This is a genomic window from Curtobacterium sp. MCBD17_003 (assembly GCF_003234885.2).
In the GTDB taxonomy this organism is placed as follows: Bacteria; Actinomycetota; Actinomycetes; order Actinomycetales; family Microbacteriaceae; genus Curtobacterium.
The window spans coordinates 1,646,014-1,663,853 of the sequence record NZ_CP126275.1; the positions used below are offsets into that span (position 1 = coordinate 1,646,014).

Genomic DNA, 17,840 nt, shown 5'->3' on the forward strand with positions numbered 1-17,840 from the left:
GGTGCTCCGTTCGTGGTGCAGGTCGGGGTGGTGCGGGGTGCAGGGTGTGGTGGGAGGGGGAGACGATGGGGGCGGGAACTCAGCCGAAGTCGTGCCAGCGGCCGACGGCGAGACGCCCGATGAGGCCGAAGACGAGGAACACGGCGACGCCGAACAGCGAGGCGACGATGATCGTCGCGTAGAGCTCGGGGCCCATGAGCCGCGACGCGGTCACCTGGATGAGGACTCCGAGGCCCGGGTTGCCGCGCTGGAAGAACTGGTCGCCGACGATCGCGCCGATCACCGAGAGCCCGGCCGACGTCCGCAGTCCGACGAAGATCGACGGCAGGGCGGCGGGGATCTGCAGCTTGAGCAGCTGGGCGCCGCGGCCGGCCTGCTGGAGCCGGAACAGCTCGCGCGCCCCGCGGTCGGCCGACTGCAGACCGAACAGCGTGTTCGACACCATCGGGAACAGCGCGATCATCACGGTGACGATGACGCGGCTGGCGAACTCGTACCCGAACAGGGCACCGATCAGCGGGACGAGCGCCAGGATCGGCACGCACTGGAGCACGACGGCGTACGGGTACAGCGAGTTCTCGAGCCACTTCGCCTGCGCCATGAGCATCGCCCAGACGACGCCGATGACGATCGCGATCGCGAGCCCGGTCAGGGACACCAGGGCCGTCCGCGCGAGCGCCTGCCACAGCTGCCCGTCGAACCCGGAGGGCGTGCCGTCGGGACTCGTGTCCCAGACGATCGCCTTGGCGACGAGGTGCGGGTAGGGGACGAGGAACGCCAGGTTCTTCGCCTTGTCGTAGTACGTCGCGGCGACGTACCAGAGGGCGATGAGGACGACGAACACGGCCACCGGTTGCCACCACATGACGGCGGGCCGTGTCCTGCTGCGTGTCTGACGGGCGGCCGCCCGGGCGGTGCGGGTCTCGGCGACCTCCTGCAGCGTGACCATCAGCGGTGTCCTTCCCGGAGCGCGTGCGAGACCTCGCCGACGAGTTCGGCGAACTCGGGCGTGAAGCGGATGTCCGGGTCCCGTGGCATCGGGAACGGGACGTCGAAGCGTCGGACGACCGTGCCGGGACGGCCGGACATGACGATGACCTTCGTCGACAGGTAGACCGCCTCGGACACCGAGTGCGTGATGAACAGCCCGGCGAAGCGCTGTTCGACGAACAGGCGGAGCAGCTCGTCGTTGAGGCGCTCGCGCGTGATCTCGTCGAGCGCGCCGAAGGGCTCGTCGAACAGGAACAGCTCCGGGTCGAGGGTGAGCGACCGGGCGAGGGACACGCGCATCCGCATGCCGCCCGACAGCTGCTTCGGCAGGTTCGTCTCGAACCCGTTCAGTCCGACGAGGTCGATCGCCCGGCGCGCCTTCTCGGCCCGCTCCGCCTTGCCGACGTGGCCGAGTTCCGCGAGCAGCTCCGCGTTCCCCTGCACGGTGCGCCAGGGGAGCAGGGTCGCGTCCTGGAACACGTACCCGATCCGGGAGGCCCCGACCGACGCGGTCCCGTCGGACGCGGTCTCGAGTCCGGAGGCGATCCGGAGGAGGGTCGACTTGCCGCAGCCGGACGGACCGACGACGGACACGAACTCGCCGCGGTCGACCGTCAGGTCGACGCCCTGGAGGGCGATGGTCCCGTTCGGGAACGTCATCTCGACGTTCCCGAAGTCGAGCAGCGTGTCCGTCGACGTGACGGGCGCGGGTGCGGTGGTGGTCACGGCTACCTCTTCGTTCTGGTGGATCGGGCTGGGTCAGGCGGTGGGTGCCGGGGTGGCGGTTGCGGGGGTGGTGTCGGCGGGAACGGTGTCGCCGGGGGCGGTCGGCGCGGGGGTGGGCGCGGCGACGGAGCGGTGGACCTCGGTGACCGCGACGAGCCGGCCGTGCGCGACGACGAGCCGGTCCGCGGGGGCCTCGGCGACGGCCTCGATGAGGCTCGACGCGGCGATGGCCAGGAACTCGGCCCGCGCACCCGGCACTGCCCCGGCGGGCGGGAGGCCCATGACACTGCGGGCGCCGTCGCTGACGAGCCGGTACGCCTCCTCCGGCGTGAGGTGTCCCGCGGTCACGAGCAGCGAGGCGGTCTCGAGCGCGTCCGACCGCCCGACCGGGTTGAACGGGTCCCGCACGTTGTCCGCTCCGGCCGCCACCCGGACGCCGGCGTCGAGGAGCGCCCGGAGCGCCGTCAGACCGCGCGGCGTCGACACCGGGTGCTGCCAGCCCTGCAGGTACAGGTTCGTGATCGGGAGTGTGATGACGCCGAGGTCCGCGGCGAGCACGTCCTCGATCACCTCGGCGCGGCGCTGCGGCGACAGGGTGCCGAGACGCACGCAGTGTCCCGCTGAGTACTCCCGGTCCCGTGGCCAGTCCCGCACCGTCCGCGCGTAGCGGTCGAGCGTGACCGGCCCGTCGAGGCTCTCGTCGGCGTGCATGTCGACGCCGAGTCCGCGCCGCGCCGCGATCGCGAGGAGGCGGTCGAGATCGGCGTCCGGGTCGTCGGCGAGGTGCGGGGCACCGCCGACGAGGTCCACCCCGAGGTCGAGCACCGCTTCGACGTGCGCGTCCGGCGCGCGGTGACCGGCGAGTGCGACGAGCTCGATGTCCATGAGGCCGGCGAGTTCACGCCGCACCCGGAGCAGCGCTCGTGCGCCGCGGGTGGCCTGGTCGGTCGTGGCCGTTCCGTCGCCGCTGAGCACGTCGACGTGCGTGCGGACCGCGGTCGTGCCCGTGGCGAGCATCGCGAGGGCCTGGGTGCGGGCCCGGTCGGCGATGTCGTCGACGGTCATGTCCGCCGCGTGGGCGATCCAGGCGCCGATGGCCGAGCCGAGGTCACCGAGCGGGGGTCGGATCCGGTCGAAGCTCAGCGCCTTGTCGAGGTGCGCGTGGGGCTCCGCGGGGGCCGAGAGGAGCAGACGCCCCTCGAGGTCGAGTGTGGCGTCGGCGTCCGCCGTGAGCGTGCCGGCCGGGGCGACCTCGGACACCGTGCCGCCCTCGATCGCGACGTCGACACGGCGCCCGTCGGGCAGCAGTCCGTGGCGCAGGAGTGCCAGTGGCCGGGGCAGTGTCGCGCTCACGGGATCCCTCCGCTCGTGTGCCAAAATGTTGATCGCATCAACATCGCCGATGCTAGGGCGGCCACGTTTCCCGCGCGTTTCGCCCCCGTTGCCGCATGTAACGACCCGCGACGCCGCCCGCAGCGGCCAGCACGATGGAGGAGCCCGTGGTCACCACCGAGGTCGTCGACCCCGACGCCGCCGGCACGCGCGTCGTCGACGAGCAGGCCCGCCGGATCGGCCAGCACATCCGCGAACTCCGACGTGGCCGGTCCCTGACGCTCGTGCAGCTCGCCGACCGGAGCGGACTGTCGCACTCGTTCCTCAGCCAGCTCGAGCGCGGGCACACCCGAGCGAGCATGGTGTCGCTCGACCGCATCGCCGGCGCGCTCGGGACGAGCCAGGTCGCGCTGCTCGCCGCCGGTGACCCGCAGCTCCGCGAGCCCGACGACCCGCGCCCCGAGGTCGTCCGCGCCCACGAGGGTGCCCGGAGCCCGTTCGCCCTGGGATCGGCCCGCCTGCTCGTGCACGGCGGCAGCCACGCGTTCGAGCCCCTCGAGTGGATCGGCGCGGACACCGATCCCGGCGAGCACTACGAACACCACGAGGACGAGTTCCTCACCGTCGTGGCCGGGGCGGTGCTCCTCGACCTCGCCGGGGACGTGACGCGGCTCGGCGTCGGCGACTCCGCGTACTACCGCGGCGGCACGCCGCACCGATGGTGCAGCGCCGACGGCGAGCGGTTCCACCTCATCGTCGTCAAGCAGACGCCCGCGCCGACCGGAGGTGCAGCATGAGCGCGCAGGAGGCCCGCATCGCCGTCCGGGTCGCGGCCAGGACCGCGGTGGCCCGGGACGTCGTCACCCTCGACCTCGCTCCGGTGGACGCGGCACCGCTGCCCGCGTGGACCCCGGGGGCGCACGTCGACCTCGAGGTGCGGCCCGGGCTCGAGCGGCAGTACTCCCTCGTCGCCACGACCGCGGACGGGCACTGGCGCGTCGCCGTCCTCCGCGAGCAGGAGGGCCGCGGGGGATCCGCCGCCGTGCACGACGTCCTCGTGCCCGGCGAGACCGTGGCCGTCCGCGGTCCGCGCAACCACTTCGCGTTCGACCCCGCACGGCCGGCGGTGTTCGTGGCCGGCGGCATCGGGATCACACCGATCCTGCCGATGATCGCCCTGGCCGAGGCCGATGGCACCCCGTGGACCCTGCACTACGCGGGACGGGACCGGGCGGGGATGGCGTTCGCGGGGGACCTCGCCGCAGCGCACCCGGCCCAGGTCCGGCTGTACCCGGGCGACGAGGGCACCCGGCTCGACGTGCCGGGCCTGCTCGCGGGACCCTCGGACGCGGTCGTCTACGCGTGCGGGCCGCGGGCGCTCGTGGACGCGGTCGTGGCGGCCGGCGCCCACCGTGGCCCCGACGCCGTCCGCGTCGAGCGGTTCACGGCCGCCGACGACGCCACCGCACCGGGGGAGCCGTTCGAGGCGGAACTGGCGCTGTCGGGGATCACCGTCACCGTGCCTCCCGACCGGTCGCTGCTCGACGTCGTCGAGGACGCCGGCGTGCTCGTGCTGTCGTCGTGCCGCGAGGGCACGTGCGGCACCTGCGAGACCCCCGTGCTCGAGGGGGAGATCGAGCACCGGGACACCGTGCTCAGCGCCGAGGAGCACGCCGAGGGGCGGACGATGATGATCTGCGTCTCGCGGGCGCGCGGCGGCTGCCCCCGGCTCGTGCTCGACCTGTAGGGCCCATCGCTGCCGGGGGGCGCGCGCCGACGACGACTGCGCTGTCGCTGCTCGGCGCGCTCGTCGTCCGCGCGCGCCCTACGGCTGTGACGGGGACGGCGCCGCGTCGATCCGCTGCGCGCGGAGCTCGTCGACGAGTTCGGGACGCGAGCGCATGTAGCGAATCCCGGACTGCGTGCCCCACACGTACAGGCCGGCCGCGAGCACCGCGAGCACGACGGAGTCCCACGGCGCCCCGATGAGGCCGAGGCCGCCGAAGCTCCCGATCGCCGACATGCCGTAGACGACGGCGAGGTACGCGACGAGCCAGATGCCGCCGACGACCTCACCCGCACCGTGGTGCTGCAGGGCGTACGTGACCGCGTACCAGATGAGTCCGACGACGATGATCGGGATGGTGAGGACCAGCTCGGACCACGGCACCCAGTAGATGACGAGCGCGCTCACGACGAACGCGAACGGCGCGATCACCGACATCCCGGGCAGGCGTGCCGCGCGGTCCGCCAGACCCGACCGCCGGAACGCGACGAGCGACACCGAGCCGATCGAGAACGTGAACGCGATGAGCGTGCCCGTCACGCCGATGATCGCGTGCCAGCTCGGCAGGGGGAGCAGGAACAGGATGCCCACCAGGAAGTTCGTGATGAGCGCCCGCCGCGGCACGCCGGATCCCGGGTGCACCTTGGCGAACCACGAGGGGAAGAACCGGTTCTTCGCCAGGCCGAACATGTTGCGCGCGTTCGACGCCGTGAAGACGATGCCCGACCCCGACGGCGACACCATGGAGTCGGCGATGAGGACCCAGTACAGCCAGGTCATACCCAGGAGCATGGCGAGCTGCGCGAAGGGCGAGTTGAAGTCGATGCCGCTCCAGCCCTTGCCGAGCAGGTGCTGCGGCACGCCGAAGATGAACGCGAGCTGCAGCAGCAGGTAGAGCGCGATCGCCGCGAGGATCGTCGTGACGAGTGAGGCCGGGATGTTCCGGTGCGGGTTCCGGGCCTCGCCCGACAGCTCGACGATGTTGCGGAAGCCGGTGTAGGCGAACACCATGCCCGCGGTCGCGATGGTGCCGAGGGCCGCGCCGATGCCGTACGGGGCGAACCCGCCGCCGGCGGCGAAGTTGTGCGTGCCACCCGCCCCACCGCTGTGCGTGAACCCGCTCGCGAACAGCATGACGATCGTGAGCGTCGGGATGCAGATCTTGACCGCGGTGACGATGTTGTTGCTGCGTGCGAAGAACTGCACACCGAAGTAGTTGACGACGACGAACACCGCCATGAGGCCGATGGCGACGAGGATCCCGGGGAACGTCAGCTGACCGTGGCGGAAGAGCCCGGGGATGTACGAGCTGGCGTACTGGACGACCCCGGACGCTTCGGTCGGCGGGTTCGCGACGTAGGTGACCCACATGCTCCAGCCCACGATGCTCGCGGCGAAGCGCCCGTTCGAGTACAGCGGGTACCGGACCAGCCCACCGGATTCCGGGTGCACCATGCCGAGTTCGGCGAACACGAGTGCGACCGCGAGCATGACCGCGCCGCCGATCACCCACGCGATGAGCGCTGCCGGCCCCGCCGTCTGTGCGGCGTACATCGCGGAGAACAGCCAGCCGGAACCGATGACGCTGCCGATTCCCGTGGCGACCAGGGACCAGTAGCCGAGCCGCTGCTTGAGGTGGCTGTCCTCGCTCGTGGCGGGCTGGGGGACCGGACTCGCGCTGACCATGCACCCGTCGTACCCCGATCCACGTCGGTTGGCACGACTCGAGCCGCCCGTGGACCACGGCGCGCCGACGTCCGGGAGGTCCGTGTCGGCATGTGCGACCGGTACAGTCCCGCGCATGATCGTGTGGATCAACGGCACCCACGGTGTGGGGAAGACGACGACGAGCGCGCTCGTGCAGCAGATGCTCCCGGACGCGCGCGTCCTCGACGCCGAGAAGGTCGGTGAGGTCCTCATGGACATCCGACCGGGCCTCCCGGCGACCGACGACTTCCAGCACTGGGCGCCCTGGCGACCGCTCGTCGTCGATACCGCCCGACGCGTGCTGCAGTACACCGGTGGGATCCTCGTCATGCCGATGACCGTCCTGGTCGAGCGGTACTGGCGCGAGATCAGCGACGGCCTCGCCGCGCATGACATCCCGGTCCGCCACTTCGTCCTGCACGCCGACCGGGAGACGATCCGCGACCGGATCCAGAACGACCCGGTCCTCGGCCCGTCGACGTTCCGCTTCTCGCGCCTGGAGCCCTACGCCGAGGCCGCTCGCACCTGGCTCCACGCCGAGGCGGAGGTGGTCGACACGACGCACATCGACCCGACGCAGGCGGCGCAGCGGATCGCCGCAGCGGTCCGCGCCGGCTAGGGCCGGAGGCCTGCGGACCCGTGCCCACGGGCCTCCCGATTCAAGGCCGCTCCGTGCCCTCGAGCGGGGCCCCGCCGAGCGCGGACAGCCGGGACAACCCCGCCTCGGCGACGAGCTGCTGGGCCAGCGGCCGAGCCCGCGCGACGGCCTCGGCCGGATCGACGCGCGTGACCTCGCCATCGGCGAGGCTCAGCTCGCCGTCGACCCACACGTCCTTGACCTCGCGGCTCCCGGCGACGAACACGACCGCCTGGTAGGGGTCGTGCACGTTCGCCAGCGCCGGGCTGTCGCCGTCGAACACGACGACGTCCGCGCGCTTGCCGGGCTCGAGCGAGCCGATCTCGCCGTCCATCCGCAGTGCCCGGGCGCCGCCGATGGTGCCCATCTCGAACGCTTCGCGGGCGCTCATCGCGGTCGCCTGCAGATCGCGGATCCGGGCGAGCAGCGCCGCGGTCTTCATCGCGTGCAGGAAGTCCTGGGAGTCGTTCGAGGCGGGACCGTCCACGCCGATGCCGACCGGGACGCCCAGGGCGCGGAGTTCGGCGACGGGCGCGATGCCGCTCGCCAGGATGCCGTTCGCGACCGGGTTGTGTGCGACGCCGACGCCGTGGTCCGCGTAGAGCTGCCGGTCCTCCCGGTCCACCCACACGCTGTGCGCGGCGATCACGGGGACGGCGAACATGCCGGTGGCCGCCGCGTGCCCGACGACGGTCTTGCCGGTGCGCTGTCGCGCCGCGGTGACCTCCTCGCGCACCTCGTGGATGTGGATGTGGATGCCGTGGCCGCCGTCCACCGCGTACCCGATGTGCTGCTCCCACGCGGCGTCCGTGTAGCGGCCGATGGAGGAGATCCCGACGCGGAACGAGCTGTACCGGCTCGCGGCGGTGGCCTCCTCGAGCACACGGAGTTCGTCGAGGATCGGCGCGGGCCCGAAGTCCCGGTCGACGTCACCGGACCCGAACGAGAGCACGCCGCGGAGCCCCAGCTCGTCGAGCGCCTGGACGACGCCCGGCGTGGCGGGGTCGCCCGGGATCGGGTCCGAGCAGAACATGTCGTTCGCCGTCGTCACGCCGCTGCGGAGCATCTGGATGCCCTGGAGCATCGTCCCCGCGTACGCCTTGTCCCGCGTCATGACCGGGTTGACGGGTGCGATGAGCTCCTGCAGCCACTCCCACAGCGTGTACTGCGAGCCGATGCCGGTGATGAGCCCCTCGCTGAAGTGCCCGTGCGTGTTCACGAACCCGGGCGTCACGATGTCGTACGCCCCGCCGCGGACGACCGCGTGTGGGTTCGCCGCCCGCAGGTCGTCGTAGGTGCCGACCGCCGCGATGCGATCGCCGTCGACGAGGACGGCACCGTCACGGATCGCGGCGGGCGTCGGCGAGGCGTCGGAGTGTGCGGGGACACCGGCGACGGGGACGGACTCGGGCGCTCCGGTGAGCACCCACCCGCCACGGATCAGGGTCTGGGCCATGCCTGTGACCCTAGGGGCGACGTGTTCCGGGGATGTTTCCGGTCGGTCACGAGCGTCGGCGGGTCCCGCCCCCTCGTCATCGCGCCGAAACACACCGCCACCGCCCGGAAACACTGCGCTGCTACAACGGCCCCATGCTCACCGTCACCGGCGCCGTCCGTGTCCTCGTCGATCCCGGCACGGAGCGCGGCGGCGACGTCGTCCTCGAGGACGGCCACGCGGAGTCCTCCACCCTCGACGCGACGGGCTGCGTCGTCACGCCCGGACTCGTGAACGCACACCACCATCTGTTGCAGACGGCGTTCCGTACCCTGCCCGGAACGCGTGGGGTCCCGATGGCGGACTGGCTCCCCGCGATGGCCGCCGCCTACGGACGAGCGGGGCACGACCCCGAGCTGTACGGACTGGCGGCGACCGTGGGAGCCGCCGAGGGCCTCCTGAGTGGCGTGACGACCATCGCCGACCACCACCTCAACTGGCCCACCGACGCCACGCCCGAGGACACCGTCGCGCTCGCGCGGGCGACGGCCGACGCCGTCCGCGCACTCGGCGGCCGACTCGTCTTCGTCCGCGGCTCCGCTCGTGACGACCCGGAGCAGGCCGCGGCGTCGGCCGACGCGATCGTCGGCGCCCTGCTCGACCTGGAGGCCGTGGGCGGCGTCGACCCGGACGGTCGCCTCCAGATCGCGGTCGGGCCGGCGGGCGTGCACTCCGACGCGCGCGAGACCTTCCTGGCACTCGGCGAGGTCGCCGCGCGCCACCGCCTCCGGCGGCGGACGCAGGCGAACGAACAGGTGGACACCGCGATCGCGCTCGAGCGGTACGGCCGACGCCCCCTCGACCTCCTGGAGGAGTGGGGCTGGCTCGCACCGGACGTCACCATCGCGCATCTGTGCGACGTCACGGACGACGAGATCACCCGACTCGCCGCGGCCGGTGTCACCGCGACGCACGCGCCGGGCTGCGACGTGCCGATGGGCTGGGGGATCGCGCCGGTCGCCCGCCTCGCCGACGCCGGGATCGCCGTCGGACTCGGGACGAGCGGTGGCGGGAGCAACGACGCCGGCCACCTGCTCGCCGACGCCCGTCTGGCCATGCAGGTGTCCGCGCTCGTCGGCCCGCAGCTCCCGGCCCGCCAGGTGCTCGGGATGGCGACCGCCGGGTCCGCCGCCGGTCTCGGTCGGCCGGAACTCGGTCACCTGGGTGCCGGGACCGCCGGTGATCTCTGCGTGTGGGACGTCTCGGGCGTCGCCGATGCCGGCGTCGACGACCCGGTCGCGGGCCTCCTCTGGGCGTCACCCGGTCGCCGTCCACGGCACGTCGTCGTCGGCGGCCGCGTCGTCGTCCGGGACGGGAGGCTCGTGGGCGCCGACGAGCGCGAGCTGGCGGCCCGGCTGCGGGAGCGGTTGGCTCGGACGCCTGCGGTGGTCGCCTGACCGGATCGGCATCGGCCTCAGGCGCGCCTACCGATGAGATCGCCGGCGCCAGCGCTCCGCGAGGCGCTGGAGGTCGCCCCACTGACCGGCGAGCACCACCGCGAACGCTGGGAACCCCAGCGCGAGCACCGCTGGGGGAATCCACGTCTGGTCGATCCCCTCTTCGTCCCAGACCGTGGCAGGCAGGCCGTCGTCATCCGCGTCGAACGTCCGGTAGCCCGCGCGCACGGCATCGCCGGGGTGGGCCCCGTCGTCGTCATCGAACCCGTCGAACTCGACGTCGTGCGCTACCGTGCCTCCGTCGTCGCTCGTCCATGTCCCGGTCGAGGTGCAGGTCCTGCCTTCGCGACCCAGCGTGCACTCCCAGAGCGTCTCGCGATACGTGCCCCAGTGAACCGGTTCATCGAGTGCGGCGTGCTCCTGCACCGCTGTGAGAGCGAGGAACACGCCGGCCGCGAGGAGCAGTGTGTAGACGGTCATCGCCGCGATCGTGAGAACGAGCGGAAGCCGGGAGAGCTCGCCGGAGTGGCGGCCCGATCGCGTGTGCCGACGATGCAGGGCCGGACCAGGGTCGAGCGATGACACCGGGTCAGTCTGCCGACCCGCGGAGGTCGGGGCGACCCTTCAGCACCGGCGTGGCGGCGGTCCGGACCCGGGCAGACCGAGCAGGGGTCACCACGCCGGAGTGTCGCGTACGGCTCGGACGGTGGCCACCGAGGTGACGGAGAATCTCCCGTCATGACCGTCTCACCGGTGGTTCATGGCGAAGCAGCTCAGGCGGGCAGCTCGCCGAGCACGCGCCGCCACGCCGTGGTGAGCGTCTGGTACTCGTCGTCCGGGATCAGGTCGCGGACGCCGGCCGCGAGTACCGCGGAACGGACGGCTTCCTGCGCGCCGTCCTCGGCGAGTTCGTCGTCGTGGATGTGACGGAGGTCGCGTGCAGCCGCACGGCCGGCGTCCTGCGCGGCTTCGATCTCGTCGACTCGGCCCGCGGTACCCGCAGCGTGGAGCGCGTGCTCCCAGGCGGCGACGAGCTGCACGTTCGTGACGACGGGGACGTCGATGCCCCCCTGGATCTCGAACGCCCAGCTCGGCTCGGGCAGCACGATGTCCTCGTCGGCCTTCCACAGGCGACCGAGCGCCTCGGCCTCCTGCGCCGTGAGGGACCCGGCGCGCTCGATCATCGCCTGGAGGTGCTGCGCGTACGTCCGCTTCGACATCGTTGCCTTCCCGACCGCCGCCGGTGCGACGTGCCGTAGGTCATCCTGGCATCCCGACCAGCGAGGTGGCGGGAGACGGCGCCAGATCCGCGAGGACGAGGAAGCGGCGCCCTTGTCCAGGGTCGGGATGTGCTCGACTCCTCCGACCGCCTGACCCCGCCGCCCCAGCGCGTCCTGGTCGCCGGGCCGTCCGGCGCGGGCAAGACCACCTTCGCGCAGCAGATCGAACGCGTCGCCGGGTTGCCGCACACCGAGGTCGACGCGCTCTTCCACGGTCCGGGCTGGACGCCCCGACCCGACTTCGTCGAGGCGGGCGACGCGTTCACGCGCGAACCGAGGTGGGTCACCGAGTGGGCGTACACGTCGCAACTCGGCGACCTCGTGGTCTCGCGTGCGGACACGCTCGTCGCGCTCGACTACCCGGTGCTCCTGCACATGTCCCGCCTCGTGCTGCGGACGATGCGACGGTCGGTGCGACGCGTCGAGCTCTGGAACGGCAACGTCGAACCGCCGCTGCGGACGTTCTTCGGGAACCCCGAGCACATCATCCGCTGGGGCTGGAAGGGCCGCGCACGGATCAGAGCGAACGTCGTCGCCGCTGAGCGCGACTGGCCGCAGCTCCGTGTCGTCCGTCTCCGCTCGCAGCGCCAGGCGGACGCGTGGTTGCGGTCGCTCGCGCTCTGACGGACCGCACGACGATCAGCGCGACGGCGACGACGACGCCGATCAGGACCCCACCCCACACCTGCCACGACCGTGCCTCGGTGGTGAACAGGAGGACCGCGAAGTCCGCGAACTCGCTCGGCACCGTGAGCAGCGCGCGGGACCCGAGCGCGCCGGTCAGCGCCGCGATCGAGGTCGGTCCGATCCACGCCAGCCCGAACGCGACGACGGCCCCGACGATCTGCCGACCGAACGGGCGCTGCCAGAACGAGCCGACCGCGACACCGACCGCCAGCCCGGGCAGCAGGTGGGACACGGACAGCAGATCCGCGGACCAGGTCGGCGGTGCCGTGGTCGGCCGGACGACGAGTGCGTCGGCCCAGTCCGTCAGCGTCGCCGCGGCGAGCGCGATGCCGATCACGGGCCCGGGGGCCGGAACAGCGACGACGAGCGAACAGGCGACGAGTGCGACCACGGTCGCCGACAGCGCGATGACCACCAACCCGAACAGGTAGACCTGCTCCGGGGTGACGAACGTCGCCACGTACCCCGTCGGCCGACGGAGTCCGACCCCCGTGACGACGGCCGACTCGACGACCGCGACGAGGTCGAGCGCGAACACGCCGATCAGCGCGGCCAGCACCGTGCCGATCGTCCGTGGCACGCGCACGGCGCGGAACAGCACGCCGGCGAGTGCGCCGCCCACGACGAGCATCGACGCCATGAGCGCGACGTCGTACTGGCTGAACGGCAGGAGCGCGATCGGCATCTGGTGCGGCGAGGTCACGTCGGTCGCCCAGAGGTTCTGCAGCGGCAGCCGCATGCCGGTGATGATCCACGGCAGCAACCCGACCGCGGCGGATCCGGCACCGACGGCGAGTGCGGTCGTGCGGCTCCGGCTGGTCGGTGCGACGGTCATCCGAGGACGCTAGCGGGACGGTGGCCGGCGCGACGTCCTCCGCCCGGTGGATCTGGGGGGCCGCGGACGACCGATCCCGTCAATCCAGCCGCTGCCACCCGGACAGGGCGCGCCATGTGCCGGGGTCGAACGTGAACCAGCTCCCGAGCCCGGGCTGGTCCAGGCCTCGGCTGATCGGTGCGCCGGTCAGGCTCGCCAGCAGGAGACCGCCCACGCCGCCGTGCGAGACGAACGCGACGGAGTCACGCGTGTTCGTCAACTGCCTCCGGACGGCACGCTCGATCCGTCGTTGCGCATCGACCGCTCGTTCCCATCCTCGGATCGACGACGTGGGTTCGGCGAAGAAGGCGTCGACGGTCACGTCGAACTCGTCGGGCGGGAGGTAGCCGGTCGCGCTCCGGTCCATCTCGCCGAGTTCGCGGTCCACCACGACCTCGACGCCCAGGGCCGCGGCCAGGACGGTCGCCGTCTCCCGGGCCTTCCGCTCGGCGCTGCTGACGACGTGGGCAGGACGCGGAACGACCTCCACCGCATGGGCGGCGCGCGCCCGTCCCGCTGCCGAGAGGCCCCAGTCCTCGACGCGCGCCATCGGTTCGATCGTCACTTCTGGATGGGTGATGAACGTGCACGGCATGTGGAGACGGTACCGAGGCCGCGAGCACGCGGCGGTGGTGCTGGAGGCCTGTCGACTGACGTCCACTCGGTCGTCCGGCCGAGCGACCTCGTCCGGGCGGCTGACGACGGCGGGGTCCCCGACGACGACGATCGTCCCACCAGCGCCCGGTCCGACACCGGAGCGAGGCGCGTCGACGGAGCGGACCGGCAGCGGTCCGACGGAGGGGAGTTGTGATGGACGACAGGTCGAGCGCGGGGGGGACGACATGGACCGCAGCAGGCACCGAGCACCCTGCACGAACAGCGCTGGTGGACGCGCAGTCGTCGGGGTTCGACCCCTGGGTCGCGTACTTCGAGGCGAACACCGCGTGCGTCGACCACGCCGAGGCGCTCCGTGCATGCGGACGGCGACCGCTCGGCTACTGGGGTCGCGCACTCCGGCGGTTCCGTTCCGTCGCGCGGTCAGCCCTCTGGAGCGGGCACTCCCGCGAACCGTCGGAACCGGACGACCGTCCGCACCTGCTCGGCCCCGAGGTGGCGATCGACGTGGCGAGCTGACCCGCGCGCACCGTCAGGCGCCTCCGCGATGTGGTGCCGACCACCCCGCTCAGCCCGCCTCCCCGTTCGCGAGCGCCCAGACCCGGTCCCGCGTCATCGGGAGGCGATGGGGACGGACGCCGATCGCGTCGCGGACCGCGTTCGCCACGGCCGGCGCGACGGGGTTGTACGGTGCCTCGCTCATGGACTTGGCGCCGAGGGGCCCGAGGGGGTCGTGCGTGACGGCGAACACCACCTCGGTCCGCGGCACGTCGGAGATCTTCGGGACCCGGTAGTTCCGGAAGCTGTCGGTCGTGACGCGGCCGGTGTCGTCGAGCACGACCTCTTCGTACAGCGACGAGCCGATCGCCTGCGCGGTGCCGCCCTCGACCTGGCCGCGGAGCTGTTCGGGGTTCATCACGGTGCCCGCGTCGACCGCCTGGACGCTCTGCAGGATCCGGACCTCGCCCGTCGGTCGATGCACCGCGACGCGGATCCCGTGCACCGTGAACGCCACGGATCGCGGCGTGCCGTCGTGGTGGCCGTGCGCGACGAGGGGACCGTCGGCGAGGAGCTCCGCGGCGGACACGAACTCGTGCCCGATCCGGACGCCGTCCGGTTCGACGGCCACGCTCGGCCCGAGGATGCCCGACGCCGTCCGCGGAGTCCGCGCTGCGACGACGTCGAGGGCCCGGGCCGTCATCGCCTCGCGCAGGTCGAGGGCGGCCGCGTACAGGGCCTTGCCCGCGACGACGACCCCGGCCGAGCCGAACGCACCCGTGTCGTGCCGGGCGGCGTCGGTGTCCGACTGGTGGATGTCGACGCGATCGGGGGTGGTGCCGAGCGCCGTTGCGACGAGCTGCGCGTGCACCGTCGTCGTGCCGTTGCCGAACTCGGCCGTCCCGACGCCGATCCGGTAGCGCCCCTCGGGCGTCAGCGCCACGGTGGCGTGGGCGTGGTGGCCGCGCGGGGGCAGGGTCGCGATCGCCGCCAGCGCCATGCCCGATCCGAACGCCCAGTCGCCGGACGCGGGGTCGAGCGCGGGGCCGTCCATCCGCGGCACGAGGGCATCCCGCGCGGCGGTGTCGGGTCCGGTCCGCAGGGCGTCCTCGACCAGGTCGATGCACTGGTCGAGTCCGTAGCTGCCGTCGAAGTGCAGGTCGGACTCTTCGTCGGGGTCGGTGACGACGAGCGGATCACCCGGCACGATGACGTTCCTGCGGCGCATCGTGAACGGGTCGATGCCGAGGCCGCGCGCGAGTTCGTCCATGGCGGACTCGATCGCGAACACGACCTGCCCGAGTCCGTAGCCGCGGAACGCCCCGCCGGGCAGGTTGTTCGTGTAGACGGACTCGGCGTCGACGCGCTTGGCCGCGCACCGGTACACGGCGACGGACTCGCTCACCGAGTGGAACATGACGCCGATGCCGTGGTTGCCGTAGGCGCCGGTGTCCATGGTCTCGTCGACATGGAGGGCCGTGAGGACCCCGTCAGCGGTCGCACCGAGTCGGACCCGCACGCGCATCGGGTGCCGCGTCGGGGCGATCGTGAACTCGTCGCGTCGCGCGTACTCGTACTGTACGGTCCGACCGGTCCGGAGGACGGCGAGCGTCACGAGGTCCTCGGTCAACATCTCCTGCTTGCCGCCGAACCCGCCGCCCACCCGCTTCGCGAGCACCCGCACCCGCTCGGGGTCGAGTCCGAACACGCGGGCGATCTCGTCGCGGACCAGGAACGGCACCTGCGTCGAGGTCCGGAGCACGAGTCGGCCGTCGTCGTCGAACCACCCGCGGGTCGCGTGGGTCTCGAGCGCTGCGTGCGATACCCGGCCGGTGGTCCACTCGCCCTCGACGGTCGCGGCCGACGCGGCCAGCGCGGCCTCGACGTCCCCGGTCTCGTCGTGGAACGCGGCGACGACGTTCCGACGCGGCTCCGCGATCCGGTGCTCGTCCGTGGTCTTGTCGCCGTGCAGGAGCGGCGCGCCCGGAGCGCGGGCGGCGTCGGGGTCGTGCACGCTCGGCAGCACCTCGTACTCGACGCGGATGTGCTCGCACGCCTGTTCGGCGATGCGCACGCTGTCCGCCACGACGGCCGCGACGCGCTGCCCGCGGAACCGCAGCACGCGGTCGAACACACGGGTGTCGTCGGGGTCGTCGAGCCGCGACTCGTGGCGTCCGGTGGAGAACAGGACACCGGGGTCGTCGTGGTGGGTGAGGACCGCGTGGACGCCGGGCAGGGCCTCCGCGTCCGTGACGTCGATCGCGGTGATGCGTGCGTGGGGGTGGGGGCTGCCGAGCACCGCGACGTGCAGGAGCGCCTCGGTCTTCCGGACGTCGAGCGTGTACTCCTCGCGGCCCGTCACGATGCGCATCGCCGCCGGGGCGGCCACCGAGGTGCCGACGGCGTCGCCGGTGGTCGGCGTGCAGGTGTTCCGCACACCGGCGAGCGCGTCCTCGATCGCCCGGTAGCCGGTGCAGCGGCAGAGGTTGCCCTTGAGCTTCCGGTGCAGGTCGGCGTGGTCGTCCTCGGTCAGGGTCGACGCGGTGACGACGAACCCGGCGGTGCAGAACCCGCACTGGAACGCGGCCGCGTCGGCGAAGGCACGCTGCACGGGGTGCGGGTCCTCCGGCGTCCCGAGCCCCGCCGCGGTGGTGACGGTCGCACCGTCGAGCCGATGGGCCGGCGTGATGCACGCGTGCACGGGTGTGCCGTCGACGAGGACCGAGCAGGCACCGCAGTCGCCGGAGTCGCAGCCCTTCTTGACGGCCGTCACGCCGTGCTCGCGGAGCAGGGTCCGGAGGACCTGACCGGGCTGCGGGGCGACCTCGAGCTCGGCGCCGTCCACGTGGAGCCTCACGACGCCTCCCCGGTCCGGCCGGTGGGGCCGCCGACCGACGCGGCGGCCTCGTCCCGGAGTTCGTGTGCGAACCGCACGCTGACCGCGCGGCGCCACGCGGGGCTCCCGTGTGGGTCGTCGTACCAGTCGGTGACGTCGGCGAGCACGGCGGCCAGCGCGTCGTGCGATGGGACCGCGTCGAACCGGAGCACGACCGGGCGCGGTGTCGCGGCGGTGACGACGAGCGTGAAGCCGCCGGGGACGCCGGAGGACCCGGGCGGAACCGACCGACCCGGACGCCCCCAGCGCGCGGTGACGAGCGCCCCCGACCGTCCGTGCGGGCTGAGCGACACCCGTCGGTACCCGGTCTCGTGGCGGAGCGCGGCGACCGGGACCTCGAACGCCCGCAGCACCTCGCCGTCCCGCAGGTCGAGCGTCCGCACGCCCTGCACGAGGTGCTCGACGGCCGTCCGGCGCTCGGTCCCGTCGGGGGTCCACACGACGGCCGTCGCGTCGAGCGTCGCGAGGAGTGCGATCATCGCTCCCGCGGGGAGCCCGACCGCGACGTTCCCGCCGACCGTCGCCGCGTTCCAGATCTTGAACGAGGCCAGGAGCGCGTTCGCGCACCGACCGATGAGCGGCCACGCGGTCCAGTCCGGGTCGGGGGCGGTGCGGACGAGGGTGGCGATCGTGCAGGTCGCGGCGATCGTGAGCGTCTCACTCGTGCGTTCCACGTCGGGCCAGCCGAGCGTCGTGAGGTCGACGAGCCCGGTCAGGCCCGGCTGCTCCTCGGAGTAGAGCCAGGTGCCGCCACCGAGCGGTCGCTCACCGGGTGCGAGGGCGAGGTCGTCGCGGTGTGTGGGTGTCCGCACGGTGCGGACGGTGACGAGGTCCATGGACGGATCCGATCTGCGGGAGGGGGACGGGGACGCGCGGGACGACCGGACCTCGGCCGTGCGCGATCATGCCCCGGTTCCACG

At 72.8% G+C, this 17,840-nt stretch carries 17 protein-coding genes; 6 read left to right on the top strand and 11 right to left on the bottom strand.

What is annotated here, in order from left to right; all coding sequences use genetic code 11:
• Positions 1 to 79: 79 nt before the first annotated feature.
• The 3 genes from DEI88_RS07865 to DEI88_RS07875 are packed head-to-tail and all read right to left on the bottom strand — an operon-like array spanning position 80 to position 3,069.
• Positions 80 to 949 carry an ABC transporter permease gene (locus DEI88_RS07865; protein ID WP_111011695.1) on the bottom strand — a complete coding sequence of 290 codons (870 nt, stop codon included), beginning with the start codon at positions 947 to 949 and terminating at the stop codon, positions 80 to 82.
• Positions 949 to 1,716 (bottom strand): ABC transporter ATP-binding protein, encoded by a 768-nt coding sequence (locus tag DEI88_RS07870; protein WP_258375188.1) that lies wholly within the window; start codon positions 1,714 to 1,716, stop codon positions 949 to 951. The genes DEI88_RS07865 and DEI88_RS07870 overlap by 1 nt, the downstream gene beginning before the upstream one ends.
• Before the next feature lie 33 nt (positions 1,717 to 1,749).
• A complete protein-coding gene (locus DEI88_RS07875; protein WP_284183593.1) occupies positions 1,750 to 3,069 on the bottom strand; it encodes an amidohydrolase family protein in 1,320 nt (439 codons plus the stop codon).
• A gap of 146 nt (positions 3,070 to 3,215) precedes the next feature.
• On the opposite strand from DEI88_RS07875, the gene DEI88_RS07880 reads away from it, so the two are divergent.
• The gene (locus DEI88_RS07880) at positions 3,216 to 3,845 is read left to right on the top strand and encodes a helix-turn-helix domain-containing protein (RefSeq protein WP_258370156.1); all 630 of its coding nucleotides are present in this window, start codon (positions 3,216 to 3,218) and stop codon (positions 3,843 to 3,845) included.
• Positions 3,842 to 4,795, top strand: coding sequence for a PDR/VanB family oxidoreductase (locus DEI88_RS07885; protein ID WP_111072839.1), 954 nt, complete (start codon positions 3,842 to 3,844; stop codon positions 4,793 to 4,795). Before DEI88_RS07880 ends, DEI88_RS07885 begins: the two co-directional genes overlap by 4 nt.
• Before the next feature lie 78 nt (positions 4,796 to 4,873).
• On the opposite strand, the gene DEI88_RS07890 is transcribed toward DEI88_RS07885, so the two are convergent.
• Positions 4,874 to 6,520: an APC family permease gene (locus DEI88_RS07890; RefSeq protein ID WP_111072845.1), complete on the bottom strand. Its 1,647-nt coding sequence runs from the start codon at positions 6,518 to 6,520 to the stop codon at positions 4,874 to 4,876.
• Positions 6,521 to 6,635: 115 nt separating this feature from the next.
• On the opposite strand from DEI88_RS07890, the gene DEI88_RS07895 reads away from it, so the two are divergent.
• The gene (locus DEI88_RS07895) at positions 6,636 to 7,160 is read left to right on the top strand and encodes an AAA family ATPase (protein WP_111072838.1); all 525 of its coding nucleotides are present in this window, start codon (positions 6,636 to 6,638) and stop codon (positions 7,158 to 7,160) included.
• 40 nt (positions 7,161 to 7,200) lie between these two features.
• On the opposite strand, the gene DEI88_RS07900 is transcribed toward DEI88_RS07895, so the two are convergent.
• Positions 7,201 to 8,634 (bottom strand): amidohydrolase family protein, encoded by a 1,434-nt coding sequence (locus tag DEI88_RS07900; RefSeq protein WP_111072837.1) that lies wholly within the window; start codon positions 8,632 to 8,634, stop codon positions 7,201 to 7,203.
• A 134-nt stretch (positions 8,635 to 8,768) separates the two neighbouring features.
• Between DEI88_RS07900 and DEI88_RS07905 the strand changes: the two genes are divergently transcribed.
• Positions 8,769 to 10,070 carry an amidohydrolase family protein gene (locus DEI88_RS07905; protein WP_111072836.1) on the top strand — a complete coding sequence of 434 codons (1,302 nt, stop codon included), beginning with the start codon at positions 8,769 to 8,771 and terminating at the stop codon, positions 10,068 to 10,070.
• 27 nt (positions 10,071 to 10,097) lie between these two features.
• Here DEI88_RS07905 and DEI88_RS07910 read toward each other — a convergent pair whose 3' ends face one another.
• Positions 10,098 to 10,550 carry a hypothetical protein gene (locus DEI88_RS07910; RefSeq protein ID WP_111072835.1) on the bottom strand — a complete coding sequence of 151 codons (453 nt, stop codon included), beginning with the start codon at positions 10,548 to 10,550 and terminating at the stop codon, positions 10,098 to 10,100.
• 293 nt (positions 10,551 to 10,843) lie between these two features.
• Positions 10,844 to 11,290, bottom strand: a complete 447-nt coding sequence (locus tag DEI88_RS07915) for a hypothetical protein (RefSeq protein WP_111008981.1) — start codon at positions 11,288 to 11,290, stop codon at positions 10,844 to 10,846.
• Positions 11,291 to 11,419: 129 nt separating this feature from the next.
• Between DEI88_RS07915 and DEI88_RS07920 the strand changes: the two genes are divergently transcribed.
• Positions 11,420 to 11,974, top strand: coding sequence for a P-loop NTPase family protein (locus tag DEI88_RS07920; protein ID WP_111072834.1), 555 nt, complete (start codon positions 11,420 to 11,422; stop codon positions 11,972 to 11,974).
• On the opposite strand, the gene DEI88_RS07925 is transcribed toward DEI88_RS07920, so the two are convergent.
• Positions 11,868 to 12,872: a hypothetical protein gene (locus DEI88_RS07925; RefSeq protein WP_111072833.1), complete on the bottom strand. Its 1,005-nt coding sequence runs from the start codon at positions 12,870 to 12,872 to the stop codon at positions 11,868 to 11,870. The two genes, DEI88_RS07920 and DEI88_RS07925, sit on opposite strands and share 107 nt — an antisense overlap.
• Positions 12,873 to 12,951: 79 nt before the next feature.
• Positions 12,952 to 13,506: a histidine phosphatase family protein gene (locus DEI88_RS07930; RefSeq protein ID WP_111072844.1), complete on the bottom strand. Its 555-nt coding sequence runs from the start codon at positions 13,504 to 13,506 to the stop codon at positions 12,952 to 12,954.
• A gap of 290 nt (positions 13,507 to 13,796) precedes the next feature.
• On the opposite strand from DEI88_RS07930, the gene DEI88_RS07935 reads away from it, so the two are divergent.
• Positions 13,797 to 14,045, top strand: a complete 249-nt coding sequence (locus tag DEI88_RS07935) for a hypothetical protein (protein WP_111072832.1) — start codon at positions 13,797 to 13,799, stop codon at positions 14,043 to 14,045.
• A 49-nt stretch (positions 14,046 to 14,094) separates the two neighbouring features.
• Here DEI88_RS07935 and DEI88_RS07940 read toward each other — a convergent pair whose 3' ends face one another.
• Complete coding sequence (locus DEI88_RS07940) at positions 14,095 to 16,881, bottom strand: molybdopterin-dependent oxidoreductase (RefSeq protein ID WP_111072831.1); 2,787 nt, start codon at positions 16,879 to 16,881, stop codon at positions 14,095 to 14,097.
• The gene (locus DEI88_RS07945) at positions 16,878 to 17,756 is read right to left on the bottom strand and encodes an FAD binding domain-containing protein (RefSeq protein WP_111072830.1); all 879 of its coding nucleotides are present in this window, start codon (positions 17,754 to 17,756) and stop codon (positions 16,878 to 16,880) included. The genes DEI88_RS07940 and DEI88_RS07945 overlap by 4 nt, the downstream gene beginning before the upstream one ends.
• Between the last annotated feature and the right edge of the window lie 84 nt (positions 17,757 to 17,840).